The sequence below is a fragment of the Patulibacter sp. genome, assembly GCF_030655195.1.
In the GTDB taxonomy this organism is placed as follows: Bacteria; Actinomycetota; Thermoleophilia; order Solirubrobacterales; family Solirubrobacteraceae; genus Patulibacter.
This window is the reverse complement of record NZ_JAURWA010000137.1, coordinates 35,401-55,043: the sequence shown is the minus strand read 5'-3', so window position 1 is coordinate 55,043 and position 19,643 is coordinate 35,401. Positions and strand designations below refer to the sequence as shown.

At 74.6% G+C, this 19,643-nt stretch carries 17 protein-coding genes; 6 read left to right on the top strand and 11 right to left on the bottom strand.

From position 1 onward, the window contains the following. Positions 1–27: 27 nt before the first annotated feature. Positions 28–1,611, bottom strand: a complete 1,584-nt coding sequence (gene asnB, locus Q7T67_RS15840) for an asparagine synthase (glutamine-hydrolyzing) (protein ID WP_304791737.1) — start codon at positions 1,609–1,611, stop codon at positions 28–30. A 146-nt stretch (positions 1,612–1,757) separates the two neighbouring features. Next, positions 1,758–2,720: an acyl-CoA desaturase gene (locus Q7T67_RS15835; protein ID WP_304791734.1), complete on the bottom strand. Its 963-nt coding sequence runs from the start codon at positions 2,718–2,720 to the stop codon at positions 1,758–1,760. 540 nt (positions 2,721–3,260) lie between these two features. Between Q7T67_RS15835 and Q7T67_RS15830 the strand changes: the two genes are divergently transcribed. Continuing rightward, a complete protein-coding gene (locus Q7T67_RS15830) occupies positions 3,261–3,704 on the top strand; it encodes a thiol-disulfide oxidoreductase DCC family protein (RefSeq protein WP_304791732.1) in 444 nt (147 codons plus the stop codon). A gap of 46 nt (positions 3,705–3,750) precedes the next feature. Here Q7T67_RS15830 and Q7T67_RS15825 read toward each other — a convergent pair whose 3' ends face one another. Next, complete coding sequence (locus Q7T67_RS15825) at positions 3,751–4,749, bottom strand: hypothetical protein (RefSeq protein WP_304791729.1); 999 nt, start codon at positions 4,747–4,749, stop codon at positions 3,751–3,753. A 141-nt stretch (positions 4,750–4,890) separates the two neighbouring features. After that, positions 4,891–5,583, bottom strand: a complete 693-nt coding sequence (locus Q7T67_RS15820) for a hypothetical protein (protein ID WP_304791727.1) — start codon at positions 5,581–5,583, stop codon at positions 4,891–4,893. Positions 5,584–6,001: 418 nt separating this feature from the next. Between Q7T67_RS15820 and Q7T67_RS15815 the strand changes: the two genes are divergently transcribed. From Q7T67_RS15815 to Q7T67_RS15805, 3 genes are read left to right on the top strand one after another with little or no spacing between them, the layout of a single operon-like run. Continuing rightward, positions 6,002–7,006: a class I SAM-dependent methyltransferase gene (locus Q7T67_RS15815; RefSeq protein WP_304791725.1), complete on the top strand. Its 1,005-nt coding sequence runs from the start codon at positions 6,002–6,004 to the stop codon at positions 7,004–7,006. Next, a complete protein-coding gene (locus Q7T67_RS15810) occupies positions 7,003–7,791 on the top strand; it encodes a glycosyltransferase family 2 protein (RefSeq protein WP_304791722.1) in 789 nt (262 codons plus the stop codon). The genes Q7T67_RS15815 and Q7T67_RS15810 overlap by 4 nt, the downstream gene beginning before the upstream one ends. A 9-nt stretch (positions 7,792–7,800) precedes the next feature. Beyond that, positions 7,801–9,795, top strand: coding sequence for a hypothetical protein (locus tag Q7T67_RS15805; RefSeq protein ID WP_304791719.1), 1,995 nt, complete (start codon positions 7,801–7,803; stop codon positions 9,793–9,795). 432 nt (positions 9,796–10,227) lie between these two features. Here Q7T67_RS15805 and Q7T67_RS15800 read toward each other — a convergent pair whose 3' ends face one another. From Q7T67_RS15800 to Q7T67_RS15790, 3 genes are all read right to left on the bottom strand, one after another. Continuing rightward, positions 10,228–11,814, bottom strand: coding sequence for an acyltransferase (locus tag Q7T67_RS15800; RefSeq protein WP_304791717.1), 1,587 nt, complete (start codon positions 11,812–11,814; stop codon positions 10,228–10,230). Next, positions 11,811–13,166 (bottom strand): acyltransferase, encoded by a 1,356-nt coding sequence (locus tag Q7T67_RS15795; protein ID WP_304791714.1) that lies wholly within the window; start codon positions 13,164–13,166, stop codon positions 11,811–11,813. Before Q7T67_RS15795 ends, Q7T67_RS15800 begins: the two co-directional genes overlap by 4 nt. Before the next feature lie 71 nt (positions 13,167–13,237). Beyond that, positions 13,238–14,527 (bottom strand): TIM44-like domain-containing protein, encoded by a 1,290-nt coding sequence (locus tag Q7T67_RS15790; protein ID WP_304791711.1) that lies wholly within the window; start codon positions 14,525–14,527, stop codon positions 13,238–13,240. A 167-nt stretch (positions 14,528–14,694) separates the two neighbouring features. On the opposite strand from Q7T67_RS15790, the gene Q7T67_RS15785 reads away from it, so the two are divergent. Both Q7T67_RS15785 and Q7T67_RS15780 read left to right on the top strand, forming a co-directional pair. Further along, positions 14,695–15,846, top strand: coding sequence for an aldo/keto reductase (locus Q7T67_RS15785; RefSeq protein ID WP_304791708.1), 1,152 nt, complete (start codon positions 14,695–14,697; stop codon positions 15,844–15,846). Positions 15,847–15,848: 2 nt separating this feature from the next. Beyond that, complete coding sequence (locus Q7T67_RS15780) at positions 15,849–16,112, top strand: DUF1653 domain-containing protein (protein WP_304791705.1); 264 nt, start codon at positions 15,849–15,851, stop codon at positions 16,110–16,112. Here Q7T67_RS15780 and Q7T67_RS15775 read toward each other — a convergent pair. The 4 genes from Q7T67_RS15775 to rpsR all read right to left on the bottom strand — a co-directional run bounded on the left by Q7T67_RS15775 (position 16,109) and on the right by rpsR (position 19,601). After that, positions 16,109–16,681, bottom strand: coding sequence for a sugar O-acetyltransferase (locus Q7T67_RS15775; RefSeq protein ID WP_304791703.1), 573 nt, complete (start codon positions 16,679–16,681; stop codon positions 16,109–16,111). The two genes, Q7T67_RS15780 and Q7T67_RS15775, sit on opposite strands and share 4 nt — an antisense overlap. A gap of 55 nt (positions 16,682–16,736) precedes the next feature. Continuing rightward, positions 16,737–17,033 carry a hypothetical protein gene (locus Q7T67_RS15770; RefSeq protein WP_304791700.1) on the bottom strand — a complete coding sequence of 99 codons (297 nt, stop codon included), beginning with the start codon at positions 17,031–17,033 and terminating at the stop codon, positions 16,737–16,739. A 66-nt stretch (positions 17,034–17,099) separates the two neighbouring features. Further along, the gene (locus tag Q7T67_RS15765; protein ID WP_304791698.1) at positions 17,100–19,070 is read right to left on the bottom strand and encodes an NAD-binding protein; all 1,971 of its coding nucleotides are present in this window, start codon (positions 19,068–19,070) and stop codon (positions 17,100–17,102) included. A gap of 192 nt (positions 19,071–19,262) precedes the next feature. Then, the gene (gene rpsR, locus Q7T67_RS15760; protein WP_022929269.1) at positions 19,263–19,601 is read right to left on the bottom strand and encodes a 30S ribosomal protein S18; all 339 of its coding nucleotides are present in this window, start codon (positions 19,599–19,601) and stop codon (positions 19,263–19,265) included. Positions 19,602–19,643: the final 42 nt, after the last annotated feature.

The window sequence follows — 19,643 nt, the reverse complement described above, 5'->3', positions numbered from 1 at the left end:
GGGTCGCGGCGGCGGCCGGGCGACCGCTCAGCTGCGCGCGAAGCGGCTCATCGTCTTGTCCGGCCGGACGCCGCCGAGGTGCTTGGCGTAGATCCGGTGGTAGGCGAGCTCCTCGTGGGTGCGCAGCGGCGGATCGACGATCGTGCGCTCGAGCTCGAACTCCTCCGGGGTGATCGAGCTCTCGAGCGCGCCCTGGAGCACCTCGGCGGCGCCGGACCCGTCGCCGAACTGCTCCTTCGGACGCCAGAGGATCGCCTCGGGCAGCCAGCCGTCGAACGCGTGGCGCAGGACGCGCTTCTCGAGCTGCTGGGGCTTCGTCGTATCCGACGCCTTCCAGCCGGGGGCCAGCGAGAGCGCCTGGGCGATCACCTCGCGGTCCAGGAACGGTACGCGCGCCTCCAGGCCGTGGGCCATCGTCACGCGGTCCGCGCGCTGGAGGTTCAGGTCGTGCAGGCCGCGGATCGTGCGGACGAGCTCGCCGTGGAGGTCCTCGGGCTCCGCGAAGTCGTCGTGGTAGTAGTCGTAGCCGGCGTAGAGCTCGTCGGCGCCCTCGCCGGTCAGGACGACCTTGACGTGCTGGGCGGCCAGGCGTGCGAGGAACCAGTTGGGCACGGACGACCGGACGAGCGACGGGTCGAAGGACTCGATCGACCGGATGACGTCGTCGAGCGCGGCCGCGGCGTCCTGCGCGGTGTAGAGCGCCTCGTGGTGCTCCGTGCCGAGGTGCTCGGCGACGACGCGCGCGGCGAGGATGTCGGAGGAGCCCTCGGTGCCCACGGCGAAGGTCTTCAGCGTGCGGCCGCGGGCCTTCAGGAAGTCCTGGGCCAGCGCCGCGATCAGGCTGGAGTCCAGGCCGCCGGAGAGGAAGACGCCGACGTCGACGTCGGCCATCATGTGCCGGTCGACCGAGTCGGCCAGCGTCTCCCGGGTCGAGCGGAGGATGTCCTCGGGGATCGGCGCGCCGGGCTCCTTCGGGCCCGGCAGCTTCGGGACCTGGATCGACTCCGTGGGCACCGCGTCGGCGAACCGCACGAGACCGTGCTCGGGCGTCCAGGCGCAGCCCGGGGGGAACGTCTCGACGGCCCAGCGCCAGTCCTCGTCGAACGCGCGGATCTCCGACGCGAAGCGGACCTGGCCGTCGCGCCGGGCCCAGTAGAGCGGCTTGATGCCGATCGGGTCGCGTGCGGCGAGGAACGTGATCCAGTCCGGCCTGCCCGCGGGATCGGGGTTCTCCGGGCCGGCGAGGCAGATCGCCCACATGCCGCGCAGCTCGGCGAGCGCCTCGACGCCCCGTTCGACGACCAGGTGCAGTGCGACCTCGTTGTCGGAGGCGGTGTCGAACAGCGCGCCGTCGAGGGTCTGACGGACGTCGTCGTGGTTGTAGACCTCGCCGTTGCCGACGAGCCAGAGGGTGCGGTCGCCCAGCGGCTGCCGCCCGCCGGCGAGGTCGACGATGGAGAGGCGCGTGTGCCCGAGCCAGCTCGTCTCGCCGACGGCCACCTGGCCGATGTCGTCGGGCCCGCGGTGGGTCAGGCGGGAGAGCATCCGGACCCCGGCCTCGGCGTCGACCCGGTGGTCGGTCGGGGCATAGACCGCGGCGATTCCACACATACGACGACGCTACGGCACGCGGGCGGTGTGGCGTTTGGACACCCGGCGAAGCCCGGGTCGCGGCGGACGCCCGGAACGACGAAGGCCCGCGTCGGGGACGCGGGCCTTCGGGCGGGGCGGGACCGGAGGCGCCGGTCCGGGGGAGGTCAGTCCGCGGCGACCGCGGAACTCTGGGCGGCGCGCGCGCCCACCAGCGCGGCGTCCTGCTTCTCGCGGCTGATGTAGACCGGCTTGCTCATCAGGCCGACCTTGACGAAGCCCTTGATGACGAGGGCCGAGAGGTCGACCTCGTACCAGCGCATGCCGTGGGAGGCCGAGCGCGGGAACGCGTGGTGGTTGTGGTGCCAGGACTCGCCGAGGCTCAGGATGGCGAGCGCCGGGTTGTTGCGCGAGTGGTCGTCCACGTCGAAGCGGCGGTAGCCGGAGAAGTGGCAGATGGAGTTGATGCTCCACGTGACGTGGTGGATCAGGAAGACCTTCACCAGGCCCGCCCAGATGTAGGTCTGCAGGCCGCCGGCGACGTTGCCGTAGTAGGCCCAGCCGGCGAAGAACGGGATGGCCAGTGCGACGATCGCGATGATCGGGAAGGCCTTCGAGATGCGGACGAGGCCCTTGTCGCGCAGCAGGTCCGGCGTGTGCTTGCGGGGCCAGCCGCGCTCGATCTCGGTGGACCAGAGCCAGCCGACGTGCGCGTGCCAGAGGCCGCGGAGACCCTCGCCGCCCCCGATGTGCGGGGAGTGCGGGTCGCCCTCCTGGTCGGTGTGGGCGTGGTGCTTGCGGTGGTCCGCCGCCCAGATCAGCGCGGGACCCTCGATCGCGGTGGACCCCGCGATCACGAAGGCGTAGCGGACCCACGGCTTGGCCTGTACCGCGTTGTGGGTCAGGAGCCGGTGGTAGCCGATCGTGATGCCGAACGCGGAGATGAGGTACATCCCGGCGAGCATCGCCACGTCGAACCAGGTGATCGCCGAGTTCCAGAGCAGGACGGCGGCGATGAGCAGCCCGACGAACGGGACCGTCACGGCGACGATGTTGATCCACCTCGTCGCCCGCGACATGGTCTTGTGCTCACGCACCACCTGGTTCTGGGAATCGCGCACTTCGGCCATGGCATTGAGGGTATGCGCGGAGCGCGCGGGATTCTGTCCCCCGGCGCGAGAACCGGGACGGCGTTTTTCATCACGTCGTGAGCATTCTGCGGGATCAGGCGCCGGACGCCCGCGGATCCGCACGTCGGATCCGCGCGGGGGAGGTCGCCGATCGGGGGGACCGGTCCCGTGGGCGGGTCGGGGCCGGGGTGGTCGCTGGTCGGCGGGGCGGGGGGCGGCGGTGGCCGCTCGTCGGCCGGGCCGGGGCGGGGTGGGGCGGACAGGCGTGTCGGCACGGATCCGGGTCTCGGCCCGTCGTCCGGGGCGAGACGCGGATCGGTGTCCCCGGGCGACCCCGATCGCGGTCTCGCGGGACGGTGCCCGGCGAGACCTGGATCGTGGACGGCCGCTCGCCCCGGCCCGGTAGGTGGACCGCGGCCACACGGCCCCGATCCGTGGACGCCGCCGCACGGCCTGATCCGCGGACTGCCCCCCGCGCCGGCCCGATCCGTCGACCGCGGTGGCACCGGTCCCGATCGCCGGAGCGGGTATGAAGGGGGAGTGTCCGATCCCGCCCTGATCTTCTACGACCGCGAGTGCCGGTTCTGCGTCTGGGGCGTCGTCGGGCTGGCCCGCCGGGCGCGGCCGGGGACGCTGCGGCTCGCCGCCATCCAGGGCCCGCTCGGCGACGAGCACCTGGGCCACCTCGACGAGCAGACCCGTCTGGCGACGTGGCACCTGTGGGACGGCGAGCGCCTCTTCAGCGGGGCCGACGTCCTCGACGCGCTCGGCCGGTACCTGGACCCGGCCGGCCTGCGGGCCGCCGTCGCGGTCGGCCGTGCCGTCCCCCGACCGCTGACCGCGTTCGCGTACCGGCAGATGGCCGGGCACCGGGTGCTGATCTCGCACCGCATCCCGGAGTCGCTGAAGCAGCGCTCGGCCGACGCCCTGCCCGGCTACGCGGCCGACACCGGGGCACCGGGCTCGGGCGTCCGGGACGCCTGACCCGGGGACCACCGTCGGCGATCCTTCGTCGGTCGGCGGCGGTGCTCTAGAAGACGACGAACTCGCGCGCGAGCGGGCTCAGGCGCGTCTCGAAGAGCAGGGCGAGGAGGCCCTGCTCGAACTCCTTGGCCAGGCGGCGGACGTCGCGGAAGCGCGGGTCCTCCGCGGCCGCCTCGCGGGTCAGGCCGCGCAGGTGGGCGCGGGTCTCGGCGTCGTCGAGCAGCCCGATCCAGCGGTCGTAGGCGCCGAGCGCCCGGACCCCCTCGTCGACGGCGTCGTAGCGCAGGAACGCGTGGGCCAGGCGGTCGGTGGGCGGGGCCTGGAGCGCGTCGAGGAGGAACGCGCGCTGATCGTCCTGGCGCTGCAGGTGGCAGAGCAGCACCGGGACGAGCCCGCCCGCGAAGAGGAGCTTGCGGTTCAGGCGCAGCTTCGCGTTGCGCATGCCCCACTTCTGCTCCTCCGCCCGCGCCTTGCCGGCGAAGTCCACGCAGATGGTGCGCCAGTAGCGGATCAGGTCGTTCAGGAGGAACCGCGGGGGCCGGTAGTCCTTCGCCTGTCCGGCCAGGTAGCCGTCGACGACCTGCTCCAGCGAGCGGCGGTAGGACTCGCGCCCGACGACCGGCACCGACTCCAACAGCAGCAGCATCCGCTGGGTCAGGTTGGCGTTCGTGTCGTCCTGCAGGCCGATGTGGCGGACCATCGGTCCGACGAACACCTGCTGGCCGAAGATCCCCTGCGTGCCGGGCTTGGCCTCGCCCAGGCCGAGCAGGCTCTCCAGGCGCTCCAGCTGCGGCTCGGCGTCGGGGCGGCGCTCGCCGTCGACGAGCACGAGGAAGTCGTCGTCGGACCCGGAGGTCCGCTCACGTCGGCCCCACGAGCCCATCATCACCACCGCCGTCGTCCCGTCGCGGGGGACGTCCGACAGGCGGCGGCGCAGGTCGTCGAGGTCGCGCTCGGTGCGGTCGCGCGCGGCGACGAGGTGGGGGAACCCGCTGCGGGAGTGCGCCGCGAGCTCGAGCAGCGCGTCCTGGGGGGTGTCCGTCACGCCGGGGACGCTACCGGCGGGAACCGGCACGACGGGGTGCTGCAACGGCGACCCCACCCCGGGCGGCGGTCGGCCCGGCCACGCGGGCGGCGGACCGGGCGGCGGCACCGGGGTCCTCCGGCGCCCGGGCGGCGGTGCCCGTCAGCGCCGCGGCAGGTCCGCCTCGAGGATCCACGGCACGTCGCGGCAGCGGGCCAGGACGGGGCCGAAGGCCTCCTCGTCCTCCGCCGTCAGCGGCAGGTGGTGGCAGTCCTCGTCGACGGAGGAGACGTGTACGTGGCGCAGGCGCTCGCCGAACGCGTCGAGCAGGTCGTGGGCGACGCCCATCGACGGGTCGATCGAGCCGGCGTGCGGGACGTCGAGGCAGAACCCGGCGTCGGGGAGCGCGGCGAAGTACGGCTCGAGCTCCGCCGCGGTGCGGCCGGTGCCCTTGCGGCCGTCCATGTTCTCGATGACCAGGGTGCGCCCGAGCGCCGCGAACCGCTCCGGGCGCTCCAGGACGTCGGGATGCACGACGATCGCGTCGACCACCGGGGGCAGCGCGAGCAGCAGCTCGACGAGGTCGGCCTCGGGCAGCGCCAGCTGCTTCGTCGGGGCGTGGACGCTGAGGAACCGGAACGGCAGGCCCCGGCCGGCGTCCTGGAGCCAGTCGCAGAGGCTGAGGAACTCGGGCTCCGAGAGGGCGGCCAGCTCGACCGCGAGGGTCGAGACGTCGAGCGCGCGACGGACGAGCAGGTCCCACTGGCCGCGCAGCTCCACGACGTGGCCGGTGGAGGTCCCCAGGGGGTGGTGCGCGGTGATCGAGCGGGCGTCGACGATCGCGTGGGAGACCATGGGATCCACGCTAGGGGCCGTCCCGGACGCGACGGGAACGGGCCCGGCAAGTCCCTGCAAACGGGCGGGACGGGCACCCACGGGGTGCTCCTGGTCGGTCGGTCGGTGGGCGTCGGCGGGCGGCACGGCGGTGGGGTCGGGCGGGGTGCTCGGGCACCCGGGCGGTCGCCGAGGGTGACACACGCGGCGCGGGGGCGACGGAGGTCCTCCCGCACCTTGCGGGAAACGCCGGTGGCCGGAGGCGCGCGGCCGGGGTCTTGGGCGCGCGGGGCGTCGCGGGGCCCGGACGGGGGCCTCCCGGGCCGTGCCGGGCCCCGGAGGCGCACCGAGCTCGGCGGGGCACGCCGGACGACCGCCCGCCCCGGTCGCCGCGGGACGGGGCGCGGGCGGTGGGCCCCCGCGGTCTAGGATCCGCGCCGTGCCGTCGTCCCCCCAGCACGCCGCCGCCCCGGCCTCCGCGGCCCACGGGGCGCCCACGCCCGGGAGCGGCCCCGCGGCCTGCCCGTGGTGTGCCCGATCGACCGACGACGTGGTCCCCACCGGCGCCCGCCGCGTCCGCTGCCGCGGCTGCGGGGTGCAGCTCACCTGGCCCTGGCCCGACGCCGCCGAGCTCGACCACGCATACGCCGACTGGTACCGGCCGGAGGGCGGGCGCTTCTCCGGTCCGGGCGACGCGATCCTGCGGGTCACGCGCGGGAGCACCGCCTGGACCGTCGACCGGATCGCCCCGGACGGCGTGGTCATCGACGTCGGCGCGGGCGACGGGCACCTGCTCGACGCGCTGCACCGCCGCGGCAGGGAGGCGATCGGACTGGAGCGCGACACCGACACCACCGCGCGGCCCGACCTGCGCGACGACGCGCTCGACGAGCTCGAGCGGCCCGACGGCGGCGCGGCGGCTGTCGTGCTCTGGCACGTGATCGAGCACCTGCCCGAGCCGCGCGCCGCGGTCCGCGAGGCCGCCCGGCTGCTGCGGCCCGGCGGCGTCCTCGTGCTCGCGTGCCCCAACGCCGACAGCCGCCAGGCGCGGTCGTTCGGCGACCGCTGGCTCGCGTGGGACCAGCCGCGCCACCTCGTCCACTTCACGCCCCGGGCGCTGGAGGAGGGGCTGCGCGCCGAGGGCTTCGAGATCCGCCGGCGCGGCCACCTGCGCGCCGGGCAGTCGGTGTTCTGCGCCCTCCACGGGCTCGTGGGGCGGGTGCCGTACGCGGGGGACCTCTACGATGCGATCCGTCAGCCGGACGCCCGGCAGGCCCCGCTCTCCGGGGTGCGGCGGGCGTACACCGCGCTGGTGGCGGGCGTCCTCCTGCCGGTCGCGGCGGCCGCGGCGGTGGGGGAGGCCCGGGAGGGTCGCGGGGCGAGCATCTACCTCGAGGCCGTCCGCACCGCCGTCACCCCCACGAGCGATCGCCACGCACGATGAGCAAGGCCCACCCGAACCACCGCACGATCGTCGTGATGCCCGCGCACAACGCGGCGCTGACGCTCGAGGCCACCGTCGGCGGCATCGCGAAGGACTACGTCGACGAGCTGCTGCTGGTCGACGACTCCTCGACCGACGACACCCTCGCCGTCGCCGAGCGACTGAAGATCTCCACGGTCTGGCACCCCCACAACGCGGGCTACGGCGCCAACCAGAAAACGTGCTACCTCCACGCCCTGCAGCGCGGCGCGGACATCGTCGTGATGCTCCACCCCGACGGCCAGTACACCCCGGACCTGATCCCGGACATGGTCGCGCCGATCGTCGCCGGCGACGCGGACCTCGTCCTCGGCTCGCGGATGCTGCCCAACCGGCGCAGCGCGCTCAAGGGCGGGATGCCCTGGTACAAGTGGCTCGCCAACCTGGGTCTGACGCGGATCCAGAACACGCTGATGGGCGCGCACATCACCGACGGCCACACGGGCTACCGCGCCTACAGCCGCCGCCTGCTGCTGGAGCTGCCGTGGCTGCGCAACTCGCTCGGTTTCAGCTTCGACTCCGAGGTCCTCTACCAGGCGGCGCACCTCGACTTCACGATCGCCGAGGCGGCGTGCACGACGAAGTACTTCGACGACGCGTCGTCGATCCGGCTGAAGCCGGCGACGGTCTACGCGCTCCTGACCCTGTGGACCGGGGTGCGGCTGACGTTGCACCGGGCGGGGATCAAGTCCGACCGGCGCTTCCTGCCGGCACCGCGCGTGGTCGACCCGCCCGACGGCCGGTAGGCCCCCGGCGTGTGGGTGCTGCACAGCGTCGTCGGCCTGCTGGTCGTCGCGGTCCTCGCGGCGGCGGCGTGGCGGCTCGCCTCGCGGCTGCGCACGGACGACCCCGTGGTGCGGGGGCTCGCCGCGGTCGTCTGGTGGTGGCTGGGCGTGCAGGTCTCCGGCCTGGCGACGCTGCTGCCGCTCGGGGTCGGCCCGGGGCCGGTCGGCGCCGGGGCGGCGCTCGCGCTGACGGTGCTCGTGCTGCGGTTCGTCCCGCGGGGGACGCCGACCGCGGCGCCGGACCCGGCGACCCGCACGCTGCTGGCCGTCGTCGGGGTCGGGGTGGTCGCGCTCTGCGCGGTCAGCCTGTCGGCGCCGGTCATCGGCTTCGATGGTCTGCTCTACCACCTGGCCGTCCCCGCGGCCTGGATCGGCGACGGCCACCTCGCGAGCCTGCCCGGGGTCGTCGAGGGCCTCCCCGTCGAGGCCTACCCCGTCGGCACGGAGCTGACGATCGGCTGGCTGATGACCGTCGTCGGCTCGACGGCGGTCGCGCTGCTCGTGACCCCGACGGCGCTCGGCGTCGTGGCGCTGGCGGTCTGGACGTCGGTGCGACGGCTCGGCGGGACGGCCGCCGCGGGCTGGGGCGCGGTCGCCTCGACCGCCCTGGCCCTGCCGTTCCTCGCCCAGGCCAGCCAGGTCTCGACGGACCTCGCGGGCGCGGCGATCATGGCCTGCGGGGCGACGATCGTGCTGCACGCTGCGGCAGGCCGGGGGACGGAGACCGCGACGGCGTCGGCGGGCGCAGGGCCGGGGGAAGCGACCGAGGGAGCGGAGGCGGCCGCACGGGGGCGGTCGCGTGTGTCGGCCGACGTCGCCGGGCTCCTGACCGGGCTCGTCGGCCTGCTGCTCGCCCTGGGCGTCAAGACGACGGCGGCGTGCGGCGGCCTGCTGTTCCTGCTTCTCGCCTGGCCCGCGCGCCGGGAGCTCCTCGGGCGCCTGCGGGCCGTGCCGTGGTGGGGCCTCGCGGTCGTCGTCGCCGGCGCCTGCGGTGGCGTCTGGCTGACCCGCAACCTGCTGCTGCACGGCCACCCCGCCTGGCCGCTGCTGTCGAGCCCCTCCGGCGATCCGGTGCCCGAGATCCTGCGCCCCACCGTGAGCCGGTTCGTCGACCACCCCGGCGAGGTCCTGCGCGTCGGCGGCACGACCTACCTCGACCTGGCGTGGGTGATCCTGCCGCTGTTCGCGATCGGGCTGCTCGCGATCGTCCGCGGCGGGCTCGTGCGGCTCGTCGCCGTCTGCGGCGTCCTCGGGGCCCTCGCGTGGTTCGTCGCCCCGGGCACCGGCACGACGTCCGATCCCGCCCTGGCGGCCGGGGCCACGCGGTACCTCATGCCCTGCTGGGTCCTGCTGGCCGTCGCGGGCTGGGCGACGCTGTCGCGCCTGGCCGCCGGCCGGCCCACATGGGCGCCGCGGGCGCTGGCGGGGGCCGCGGCGCTCGTCGCGGTCGCGCAGCTCGTGGTCGCCCGGCGCTACGCGGCGGACCTCCCCGAGGGGGAGCTCGTCGACCTCGACCGCCTGCCCATCGAGCACGGCCTGACCGCCGCCCTGATCGCGGTCGTCGTCCTGGTCGTCCTGGTCGTCGCCGGGAGCCGCGCGGGCCGCGTCCTGGCCCCGGTGTTCCGCCCCCGCGTGGGTGCGGGGCTCGTCGTCGTCGCGGCGGTGCTCGTCCTGGTCGCGACCCCGGGCCTCTGGGACCGCCACGCGACGACGCTCGAGACCGGCCGCCCGCCCGAGCCCGACGACGTCGTCCTGGCCCTCGGTGCGACCCCGGCGTGGGCGCTCGGGGCGCACGGTGCCCCGGGCAGCCGCCTCGTCGCGGACTGCGAGGCCCTCCGCGGCGGTCTGGCCGCCGGCCGCGTGGTGACGATCGGCCCGGGACGTCCGCAGGACGCCCGCTGCGACCTGCCGGGCGAGCCGACCGAGGTCGACGGCTTCCTGGTCTGGACGCCGCCGGGGAGCTGAGGGCGCGGCCGGGCGCGGGCGGCGGTGGTCGTCGGCGGGTGGGCGGGGCCGGTGGGCGGCCGGGCCGAAGAGCGGCTCGTGGTACGGCGGCGGCTCGTGGCGCGGCGACGGCTCGGCGCGGCGCGGCGACGGCCGGGCCGGCGGGTGGCGGGTGGCGGGCGGCTTCTCGGCGGGGTCGTGTTCCCGATTCGCGATCCGGTGGCACGCGTTCTTGGAACGCGGCAGGCGCGGTGGGTGGCGGCCGGGTCGTGTTCCCGATCGGCGATCTGGCGGCTCGCGTTCTGGGAACGCGGCAGGCCCGCGTTGCCCGGATCGCGCACTCTGGCGACGTGACTCCGGAACGCGACGGGCGTCCGTGGGGGGCGGCGGCCGCGGTACCTGGATCGCGCACTCCGGCGACGCGATTCCGGAACGGGACGACCCGGCGACGGCCTACCCGCGTCCGCCTGCCGGATGCTCCCCGCCATCGGAGGGCGGGCCATCCTGCGGCGTCGTCCCATCCGCCGCGGATACACCGCCCGCCGCGGACGCACCGCCCGCCGCGGACGCATCACCCGACACGACCGACCCGCCACCCGGCGCCGGCCCTCCCTCACGCTCGCCGGCCACCGGCCCCGCCCGATCCGGCGCGAGCTCGCCGCGCCACGCCTGCGTGACCTGCGGGCTGGGGGCGACCGAGAGCGGGCCCGGGGGGCGGCGACCGGTCAGCCGGGAGGCCAGCAGCATGCCGGGCATCTCGACGTACCGGAACAGCACGACGGTCAGGGCGAGCGAGAGCGCGAACGCCGCGAGGCCCAGGCCGATCAGGCCGAGGTAGCCCTTCTGGCCCGGCAGGACGTGCGGCATCAGCAGGCCGAGGACCGCGAAGTGGACGAGGTAGAAGCTGTAGGACCGCTCCCCGAACCACCGGGGGATCCTCCGGTCCAGGCCGAGCGGCGGCCGCCCGCCCTGCCACTCCAGCGCGATGAAGCAGAGGAGCATCCCGGTGGCCCCGACGAACTGCATCGGGATCGCGACGACCGCACCCCAGCGCAGCGCGCCGGAGACCTCCGCGCCGCGGGCGAGGATCTCGTCCTGGGTCGCGTTCGCCGGCAGCGGCACGAGGCCGAGGTTCTCGACGAGGTGGGTGATCAGGCGCGCGGAGACCGGCTCGGAGCCGCAGAGCAGCAGGAACGAGATGAGCAGCGCCCACAGGGTCGCCTTGCGGCCCCGCCGGGCGATCCACTCGCGCAGCGGGTCGTACGCCTCGACGACGGCCACGGTGAGGCCCGGGAGGAACAGCCACTGCAGGAGCCCCGGGCCGGCGAGCGCGGGGTTCGAGATCAGCCGGACCGCGAGCGTGACGGTCAGGAGCACCACGATCCCGCCGGTCAGCCCGCGGAAGCCCCAGCGCCGGGTCGCCCAGAACCAGCCCCACGCCACCAGCGGCAGCAGCGCGTAGCCGAGCACCTCGACGCGGACGGTCCACGCCGTCTCGATCGGGATCGTCCACGTGTGGTGGAACCCCGCGTCGCGCAGGCCGCCGTCGAGCAGCAGCATCGTCTTGGCGATCTCTCCCGGCGTCGTCGCGTGGTCGTCCCGCAGGACGACGAGCCACAGCAGCACCAGCGCGGTGACGACCCAGTAGGCGGGCATGATCCGCAGCACCCGGCGGACGTAGAACTTGCCCGTCGCCGGCCGCGAGGTCCGGTCGAGCGCCCAGGCGATGAACGGCCGGGCCAACAGGTACGCGGAGAAGGCGAAGAAGAGGTTGACCAGACGTGCGGGCGCGAAGAACGTCCGCCAGCCGACCTCGCCGCCGAAGAGGTCGTAGAGGTCGCGGCCGGGCAGGTCGGGGAACCCGGCGCCGCGGTAGGTCATCTCGGCCGTCGCGATGTGCGAGACGAAGACGAGCAGCGCACCGAGACCGCGGGCCCCGTCGCCGCCGAGCCACGGGCGACGCCACGCGGGGCGTTCGGGTGGGGTCGCCGGCCCGCCGGCGTCGGCGGGTGCGGTCGGCGGGACGGCGGTGGCGCTCACCGGTCGGTCCCGGCCGGGGTCGGGGTGCCGGAGGTGTCGTGGACCTCGGGCGCCGGTGGTGCCCCGGGCGCCGGCGGTGCGGACCCCGTCGGGGTCAGCGGCACGGCGCCGGCCATCGCGGGGGTCGGGGTCGTCCCGACCGTCGGGGCGCGGGAGCCGATCCGGCGGACCGGTCCGCCGCCGAACAGCGGGCGCTCCCCGCGGGCCAGGCGGGTCGAGGGCTGCTCGACCAGGGCGTAGAGGATCGCCCCGTAGAAGATCGAGACGGGGATGGCGGCGAGGACGAGGACGAGGAACTGCTTGCCGACGGTGTCCTGGTCCGAGCCGACGGACTGCAGCTGAAACAGCGCGATGCCGTGCATGAGGTAGATCGAGAACGACCGCTCGCCGACCCAGCGCGGGAACCGCCACATCATGAAGGGCCAGGTCTTCCGGCCCGTGAGCTGCCAGAGGACGAAGCCCGCGAGCATCGCGCCGGCGGCGATCGTGATGATGTTGCGCTCGCCGACGCTGCCGCCCTCGGCCAGGCTCGACTGCTTGAACGCGAGCAGCACGCCGAAGACGACGAGCCCGATCGCGACGAGCGGTGCGGGCCTCCAGCGGCCGAGGCGGTCGCCCCAGCGGACGTCGGCGACGGCGATGAGGATGCCGGGGATGAAGGTCAGCAGGCCGCCGATGACGGACTGCGACGGGACGGTCGTGGCGGGCAACCAGGTGTTGGCGAAGATCCACGCGAAGACGGCCAGCGCGGTCATCGGCAGCAGGGCGTACCAGCCGGCGAACCGGCCGCCGCGCAGGTAGATCCACGCGGACGCCGCCGCGATGACCGGCAGCGCGATGTAGAACGCCATCTCGACGTTCATCGTCCACGCCTGCAGGATGTTCTGGTTGAACGGCGCCGCGGTCCACGTCTGGCTGAAGAGGAAGACCGCCGCGATGTCGATGCTGCGCGAGCCGTCGATCCCGAACAGCGCGATCGTGATCAGGACGACGGTCCAGAACAGCGGGACGACGCGGCCGAGGCGGTGCCGGGCGTAGGTCCGCAGCTTCGGCGCCTGCCTGTCCTCATCGAACATCGCGGCGATGTACGGCCGCGCCAGCAGGTAGGCCGAGAGGGCGAAGAAGAGGAAGACGACGAGCTGTGTGGCGAGGATCGCCGCGCCGGCCTGCCGGCTGTCGAAGAGCCGCTCGAACCCCAGGTCCTGGGTCTGCTGCCGCCGCAGCAGCTCGGCCGGATCGCCGTTGAGCAGGGAGTAGAGCAGGGCGGTGGTGCCGCTGTGGCCGATGACCACGAGCAGCACGCCCCACCCGCGGATCGCGTCGCCCGCCTCCAGGTACCGCATACGGCGCATGGGCGGAAGCATGCCCGTTCGGGGCTCCCCGGTGTCCCGTCGCCCGTTCGGGGGGTGGCGCCCCGTGCCGCTCAGCCGCCGACCCGCACGAGCCGCCAGGGGTTCTCGGCGTCGTCGGTCAGGGCGAACGTCCACGAGTTGCTGCGCCGCGTCTCGGTCCGCTTGTCGCCGGAGAGGACCGCGGCGGTGTCGCGATCCTCCCGGTACCAGCGGGCGCGGTACCGCAGCCGCACGACCATCTCGCCGCGCTCCCCGGCGTCGGTCACGGCGATGATCGTCACGTCGTCGACCTGGGGGCCGCGGACGACGGTGCGGGTCTTGCCCGTCGTGTCGGGACCGTGCAGGAGCCAGCGCACGGCCTCGGGGTCCGCGAGGCGGTCGAGGTCGTCGTCGGGGCCGTCCACCGCGACGGCCCATGCGGCGACGGCGCGATCCACCGCGATCCGCAGCACGTCGGGGCTCCAGCGGTCGTCGACGAGCGCCAGGTCCAGGGCCGCCGCGCGCGCGTCGTCACGGAAGCTCGTCGAGACGAAGCCGGCGACGGAGTGGGTGGGGGCGTCCTCCGTCGCGATCTCGGTGCGGGAGGCGGCCGCCAGCTCGGGGTCCTCCGCCGGGTCGAGGATGTTCCGCGACGTCAGGTGGTGGCCGCCCTCCACGTCGCCCTCGATCGAGACGAGGCGCCACTCGTCGCGGTGCTTGGCCATCGTCCAGTACTCGGAGAGGGTGGTCGAGGGGCCCTTCTTGCCGGTGGCGTACTTCTTGCCCTCCGGGCTGTCGACCCACGCATCCATCTCGAGCGTGAGGTGGAAGACGACGCGGTCGTCGGCGTCCTCGCGGCGGTTGACCAGGGTGATGAGGCGGATCTCCGGCTCGCCGGTCAGGACGACGCGGTTGTGCCACTTCTTCTCGTCGAAGTCGTCGAGGCGCCGTACCCACTCGTCGAGCAGGTCGCCGCCGATCAGCCGGCCCAGCGCCTCGCGGTCGCGGGCGTCCCACGCGGTCTGCACGGTCACGACGAGGTCGGTGGCGGTCGCGACGAGCCCGTCGGCGTCGAAGTCCGGGTCGTCCTCGGCCGCCACCACGGCTCCGGCGCGCGCCTCGCGGTCGCGCGCCCGCTGGGCCTGGCGACGCCTCTGCACGGTCCACCACCGCAGGACCGCGCCGCCGACGACGAAGAGCAGGACGAGCACGATGATGATCAGCCCGACCGTGCCGTCGCCCTCGCCCGCTCCCGAGGAGCCGGACGATCCGCCGGAGAACCCGCCCCCTCCGCCCCCTCCGCCGCCGCCCGAGAACCCGGACGACCCGGAGCCCGCCTGGGCGACGAGCGGGTGGGTCAGCAGGGACGCGAGGACGGACACGCGGCCATCATGGCCCGCCGCTCGGCGGGAGTCGAGCCCCTCGGCAACCGGCAGCCAGGTGCGTCCCGGCCGGGGCGATCCGTCTGGCACGTCCCGACCGACGCGTCGGACCGCGACCCCGGGCGGCCCGGCGACCCCGCCCCTCCCGCGCGTCGTACCCTGACGGCATGGTCGACTTGGGACACGCGGCGCTCGGCGCCTGGAGCGGCGGGCGGTTCATGCACTACGGGCAGGAGCTGTCCGCGGACGAGCTCGTGGAGCTGCTGCGACCCGAGGGCCGGCTGCGCACGATCGTCACGGCCGACGTCTACGGCACCGGCGAGGCGGATCGTCTCGTCGCCCGGGCGATCGAGGGGGAGAAGCGCTCCGACGTGCGGATCGTCGGCGCGGTCGGCCACGACTTCGTCGACGGGGAGCGCCGCGGCGCGAAGGGCTTCCCGCGCTTCACCGACCCCGGCCTGCGCGGCCCCGACGGCTACGCGGACTACCTCCGTCGCGCGACGGAGGCCAGCCTCGAGCGCTGCGGGACCGACCGGTTCGACCTGCTGATGCTCCACAACCCCGACCACGTCGGCTACACGTCCGAGGTCGTCTGGGACGCGATGCAGGCGCTGAAGGACGACGGGCTCACGAGCGCGATCGGCGTCGCGCCGGGGCCGGCCAACGGCTTCACCCTCGACATCCTCGCCTGCCTCGACCGCTTCGGCGATCGCATCGACTGGGCGATGCTCATCCTCGGCCCGCTCGAGCCGTGGCCGGGCCGCCTGGTGCTCGAGTCCTGCGAGCAGCACGAGGTCGACGTCCTCACCCGCGTGGTCGACTACGGCGGCATCTTCTGGGGCGACCTGCGGGCCGACACGCCGATGGGCGACCACGACCACCGGCGGTACCGGCCCGACGGCTGGGTCGAGCGCGGCCTCTCGATCGTCGACAAGGTCGCGACGGTCGGCAAGGCCCGCGGCCTGACCCCGATGCAGACCGCCGCGCAGTGGGCGCTCGCCCAGCCGGCCGTCGCGTGCGTCGTGCCGACGCTGATCCAGGAGCTGCCGGGCAGCGTCGACGTCGCGCCCAAGCCGATCGGCGGCAAGAAGCTCGAGCTGGCCGCGCTGCCCGCCGAGATCCGCCTCTCCCCGACCGAGATCGAGCGGATCACGCACCTGGGCGACAACTCCGGGTCGATGGCGCTGAAGGGTGCCTCCCCGGTGTTCGAGGGCGACGCCGAGCTGCCCGACGCGTGGGCGATCGGGACCCCGGAGCTGCAGGCCGCCCGGCGGTGGGGGATCGATCCCGACCAGCAGCTCGTCAAGACGACGGCCTGAGCGTGCCGGCCGAGGGCGGGTCGACCGGGGCCCCGGACGACGGGGCGCCCGTCGCCCCGGGCCGGTACCGGCACTACAAGGGGCCGGAGTACGAGGTGCTGTTCGAGGCGCGCCACAGCGAGACCGAGGAGCGCCTCGTCGTCTACCGCCAGCTCTACGGCGAGCACGGCACCTGGGTCCGCCCGCGGACGATGTGGCTGGAGACCGTGACCGTCGACGGCCGGACCGTCCCGCGGTTCGCGCCGGTCGACGTGCCGCCCGCCTAGTCCTCGACGGACCGCAGGACCCGGGCGGGGTTGCCGACCGCCACGACGTTCGCGGGCAGGTCGCGGGTGACGACGGATCCGGCGCCGACGACCGTGTTCTCGCCGATCGTCACGCCCGGGCAGACGACCACGCCGCCGCCGAGCCAGACGTTGTCGCCGATCGTGATCGGTCGGGCCGCCTCCCACTTCTGCCGCCGCGGCTCCGGCGCCACCGGGTGCGTCGGGGTCAGGAGCTGCACGTTCGGGCCGATCTGCACGTCGTCGCCGATGGTCACCCGGGCGACGTCGAGGCACATCAGGCCGTAGTTGACGAACGTGCGCGCGCCGACCGTCGTGTGCGCGCCGTAGTCGACGAAGAACGGCGAGCGGATCTCGGTCTCCTCGCCGATCCCGCCGAGCAGCCGCTCCAGGAGCGCCCGGCGGGCGTCGGCGTCACCCGGGTCCGTGGCGTTCAGCTCGTGGGCGAGGCGCTGCGCCGCGATCGCCGCGGCGTGCAGGTCGGGGTCGTCGGCGATGTACTGCTCGCCCGCGAGCATCCGCTCGCGCATGGTCGGATCGGTCCCGGTCATGGGTCCCAGCCTACGACCGGCCGCCCGGGCGGGCGTCGTCGGGCGACGGCCCGTCTCAGCGTCGCGACGCGCGTGGCCGCGCGTGGACGAGGCGGACCTCGACGCGCGCGGGGCGCACCGGGGTGCGCATCGAGAGGAAGTCGCGCAGCCGGCCGTCGTGGGCGCAGACCGGGCACATCAGCGGCTGGGCGGGCGACCGGGGCCCGGGGCCGGGGGAGACCGGGGCGTCGCACTCCGGGCAGGCCAGCGTGCCGTGCCCGAGCAGGCCGACGTGCTGGTCGCGGCGGTCCGCCCGCGCGCGGGCCTGCCGTCCCACAGGCTCGGAGTCGGAGAACCCGCGCTCGATGCTCACCCTTCGAGTGTAGGCAGGCCCGACGCGCGGCCCGGCGGTACGGGCCCGGCGGTACGGGGCCGGGGGTCAGTCCTCGGCCAGGACGACGACGCGGTCCGCGGCGTCGGGGGAGAGGACGAGCGACTTCGGCGGGTTGACCCGCACGCCGTAGGCCAGCTCGGCGTTGCGGGCCTCGCTCGCGTCGCGGTAGCCGATCGCGGTCTCGCCCCGGCGGCGGGCGGCGTCGACGACGGTCGCGTAGCTGACCTCGCCGCCCAGGGCGACGTAGTCCCCGGCGGGCCGGAGGTAGATCTCGGAGCCGTCCGCGTCCAGCAGGTCGGTGAAGACGGCGTCCAGTCGGGCCTCCTCGGAGATCTGGGCGAGGATCAGGCTGAGGATCTCGTCCGACACGATCACGTCGTCGACCTCCGCGACCTGGGCGAGGGCGCGGTTGCGGTCGTCGAGCATCTCGCTGACGATCGCCGGCTTGCGGCCGTGCTCGTCCGCGACGGCGAGCTCCCGCAGGTGCAGCAGGGTGACGAGCGTGCGGGCGTCGGCACGCTGGATGTCGAGGTCGTCGGAGTAGCAGAGGACGATGACCTGGTCGTGGGCGACGACGTCCAGCCCCTCGAGCGTGGCGCGGTCCGTCGTCCGGCCGGAGCGCACGTCGACGGCGAGGTTCTGGAGCTCGGGGACGACGGGGTCGCCGAACTCCGAGACGATCGACAGTCGCGAGTTCGGCGACGCGTACTCGTCGAGCTCGCGCACGACGCTGGGGGCGCGCTCGTTCCAGCCCAGGACGAGGATCCGGGACGGCGGCTCGGGCCGCACGGGCGCGGCGACCACGGCCGCGTCGTCGACCCGGCCCGCCGCGGCGGGGGCGCCGACGAGCGCGGAGTCGTCCTCGGCGATCACGACGAGCGTGCGGCCGTCGAGCGGGGTGTCCATCGGCGGGTTCAGGCGGACGGTTCCGTCCTCCTCCGCGAAGCCGATGACGGAGCAGGACTCGTAGCCCAGCAGCGTGTCGCCGTAGGTCCCGGCGGACAGGCGCGGCTCGTCGTGGAAGTAGATCTCGTCGCCCTCGAAGTCGAAGAGCTCCGTGTAGACCATCGCCGCACCGGACTGGCGCGAGGTCTGCACGATCAGGCGGGCGACGGTCTCGCGCTTGTTGACGATGACCACGCCGGTGCCGGCGACCATGCGCGCGGCCTCGAGCGACGCGGGGTCCTCGATCTCGACGACGACGTGCAGCGGCCGGTCGCCGGACCGCGGCAGGTGGGTGAGGGCCAGCAGCGTCTTGATGACCTCGCTGTCGGGCTCCTCGCCGTCGGGGGAGAGGACGATGATCGACCGGGCGTCCTCGTGGCTGCCGATCCGCAGGTCGGTCACGTCGATCGGCGACCCGGTGCGACAGATGACGCGGGTGCCGCGCAGATCGCCGGCGCGCTCGCGGATCTCCTCCTCCATCTCGACCTTGTCGCGCGGGGCGAGGATCACGACCGCGGGCCGCTTGCGGCTCTCGTTGGCGATCGAGAGCTCGCGGAGGATCGTCATCACGGCGTCGGACCAGCCGAGGATCAGCGTGTGGTCCTGCTCGAGCACCCGGGAGCGGCCGCGGCGGAGCTCCATCAGACGCGTGTCGATGGCGGTGGCGATGACGCCGATCAGGGCGCTGACGACGAACAGGCCCGCGATCGTGAGCGCGAGCATCGTCAGCAGGAACCGCCACGACCCGGTGTCGCCCGCTACCGTGCCCGGGTCCAGGGCGTGCATCAGGCTGTTGAAGAGCTGTTGACGGACGCCCGGGCGGTCGCCGTCGTCGGTCGACGGCGCGATCTGCGTCACCAGCACGATGAGGCTGAAGACGACGATCAGGACGAGCGTGACGACCGCGAGCCACCCGACGAGCGCCGACGGGCCGCGCGACATGCTGTTGTCGAAGCGGTAGCGCAGCCGCTCGCGGAGCGACCCCCGTCCCTCGGGTTGACGCGGGCGCTTGACGCTCGTGCCCGCGTCGGCCGGCGGGGGACCCGCGTCCTTGGCCGTGCGCGTGGTCATGCGCTCTCGTGTCTGACGGCCCGTTCGCGACATCGGCGCATCACCCTACTGACGCCCATGGTCCGCGGGGGATCGGTGTTCACCCCCTCTGGACGGGTGGCGGCGGGGAGGGCCCGGAACGACGAACGCCCGGCACGAGGTGCCGGGCGTTCGGGTGCTGCTGAGCGGCGGGGCCGCTCGAAGGCGCTGGACCTAGCGGTCGTCGCGGCGGCCGCGGCCGCCACGCTCGGGCTTGTCCTCGCCGCGGTCCTCGCGGCCCGGCATGGAGATCATGCGGGGGTGCGGGTAGGGCAGCAGCGCGAGCTCGCGGGCCTGCTTGACGGCGCGAGCGGCGTGGGCCTGGTCGCGGGCGTTGAGACCGGTCGCGCGGCGCGAGCGGATCTTGCCCTTCTCCGTGACGAGCGCGCGGAGCGCGTCGACGTGCAGGTGATCGATCTGCGCGACCTGCTCCTTGGTGAGCTTGGGGGTCCGGCGGGGACCGCCCTTCGGGGAGCGCCGGCCACGGGCCGGCTTCGTGGAGGGTCGAGCCATAGACAGGGCATGATGGCACAGGCCCGTCGGCCGGTGCCTCCC

Excerpts from the sequence above, each read along its gene's own strand:
- asnB (WP_304791737.1), bottom strand. The coding sequence starts at position 1,611 with ATGTGTGGAATCGCCGCGGTCTATGCCCCGACCGACCACCGGGTCGAC.
- Q7T67_RS15820 (WP_304791727.1), bottom strand. The coding sequence starts at position 5,583 with ATGGTCTCCCACGCGATCGTCGACGCCCGCTCGATCACCGCGCACCAC.
- Q7T67_RS15785 (WP_304791708.1), top strand. The coding sequence starts at position 14,695 with ATGGTCGACTTGGGACACGCGGCGCTCGGCGCCTGGAGCGGCGGGCGG.
- Q7T67_RS15810 (WP_304791722.1), top strand. The coding sequence starts at position 7,003 with ATGAGCAAGGCCCACCCGAACCACCGCACGATCGTCGTGATGCCCGCG.
- rpsR (WP_022929269.1), bottom strand. The coding sequence starts at position 19,601 with ATGGCTCGACCCTCCACGAAGCCGGCCCGTGGCCGGCGCTCCCCGAAG.
- Q7T67_RS15775 (WP_304791703.1), bottom strand. The coding sequence starts at position 16,681 with ATGACCGGGACCGATCCGACCATGCGCGAGCGGATGCTCGCGGGCGAG.
- Q7T67_RS15835 (WP_304791734.1), bottom strand. The coding sequence starts at position 2,720 with ATGGCCGAAGTGCGCGATTCCCAGAACCAGGTGGTGCGTGAGCACAAG.
- Q7T67_RS15795 (WP_304791714.1), bottom strand. The coding sequence starts at position 13,166 with ATGCGCCGTATGCGGTACCTGGAGGCGGGCGACGCGATCCGCGGGTGG.
- Q7T67_RS15765 (WP_304791698.1), bottom strand. The coding sequence starts at position 19,070 with ATGACCACGCGCACGGCCAAGGACGCGGGTCCCCCGCCGGCCGACGCG.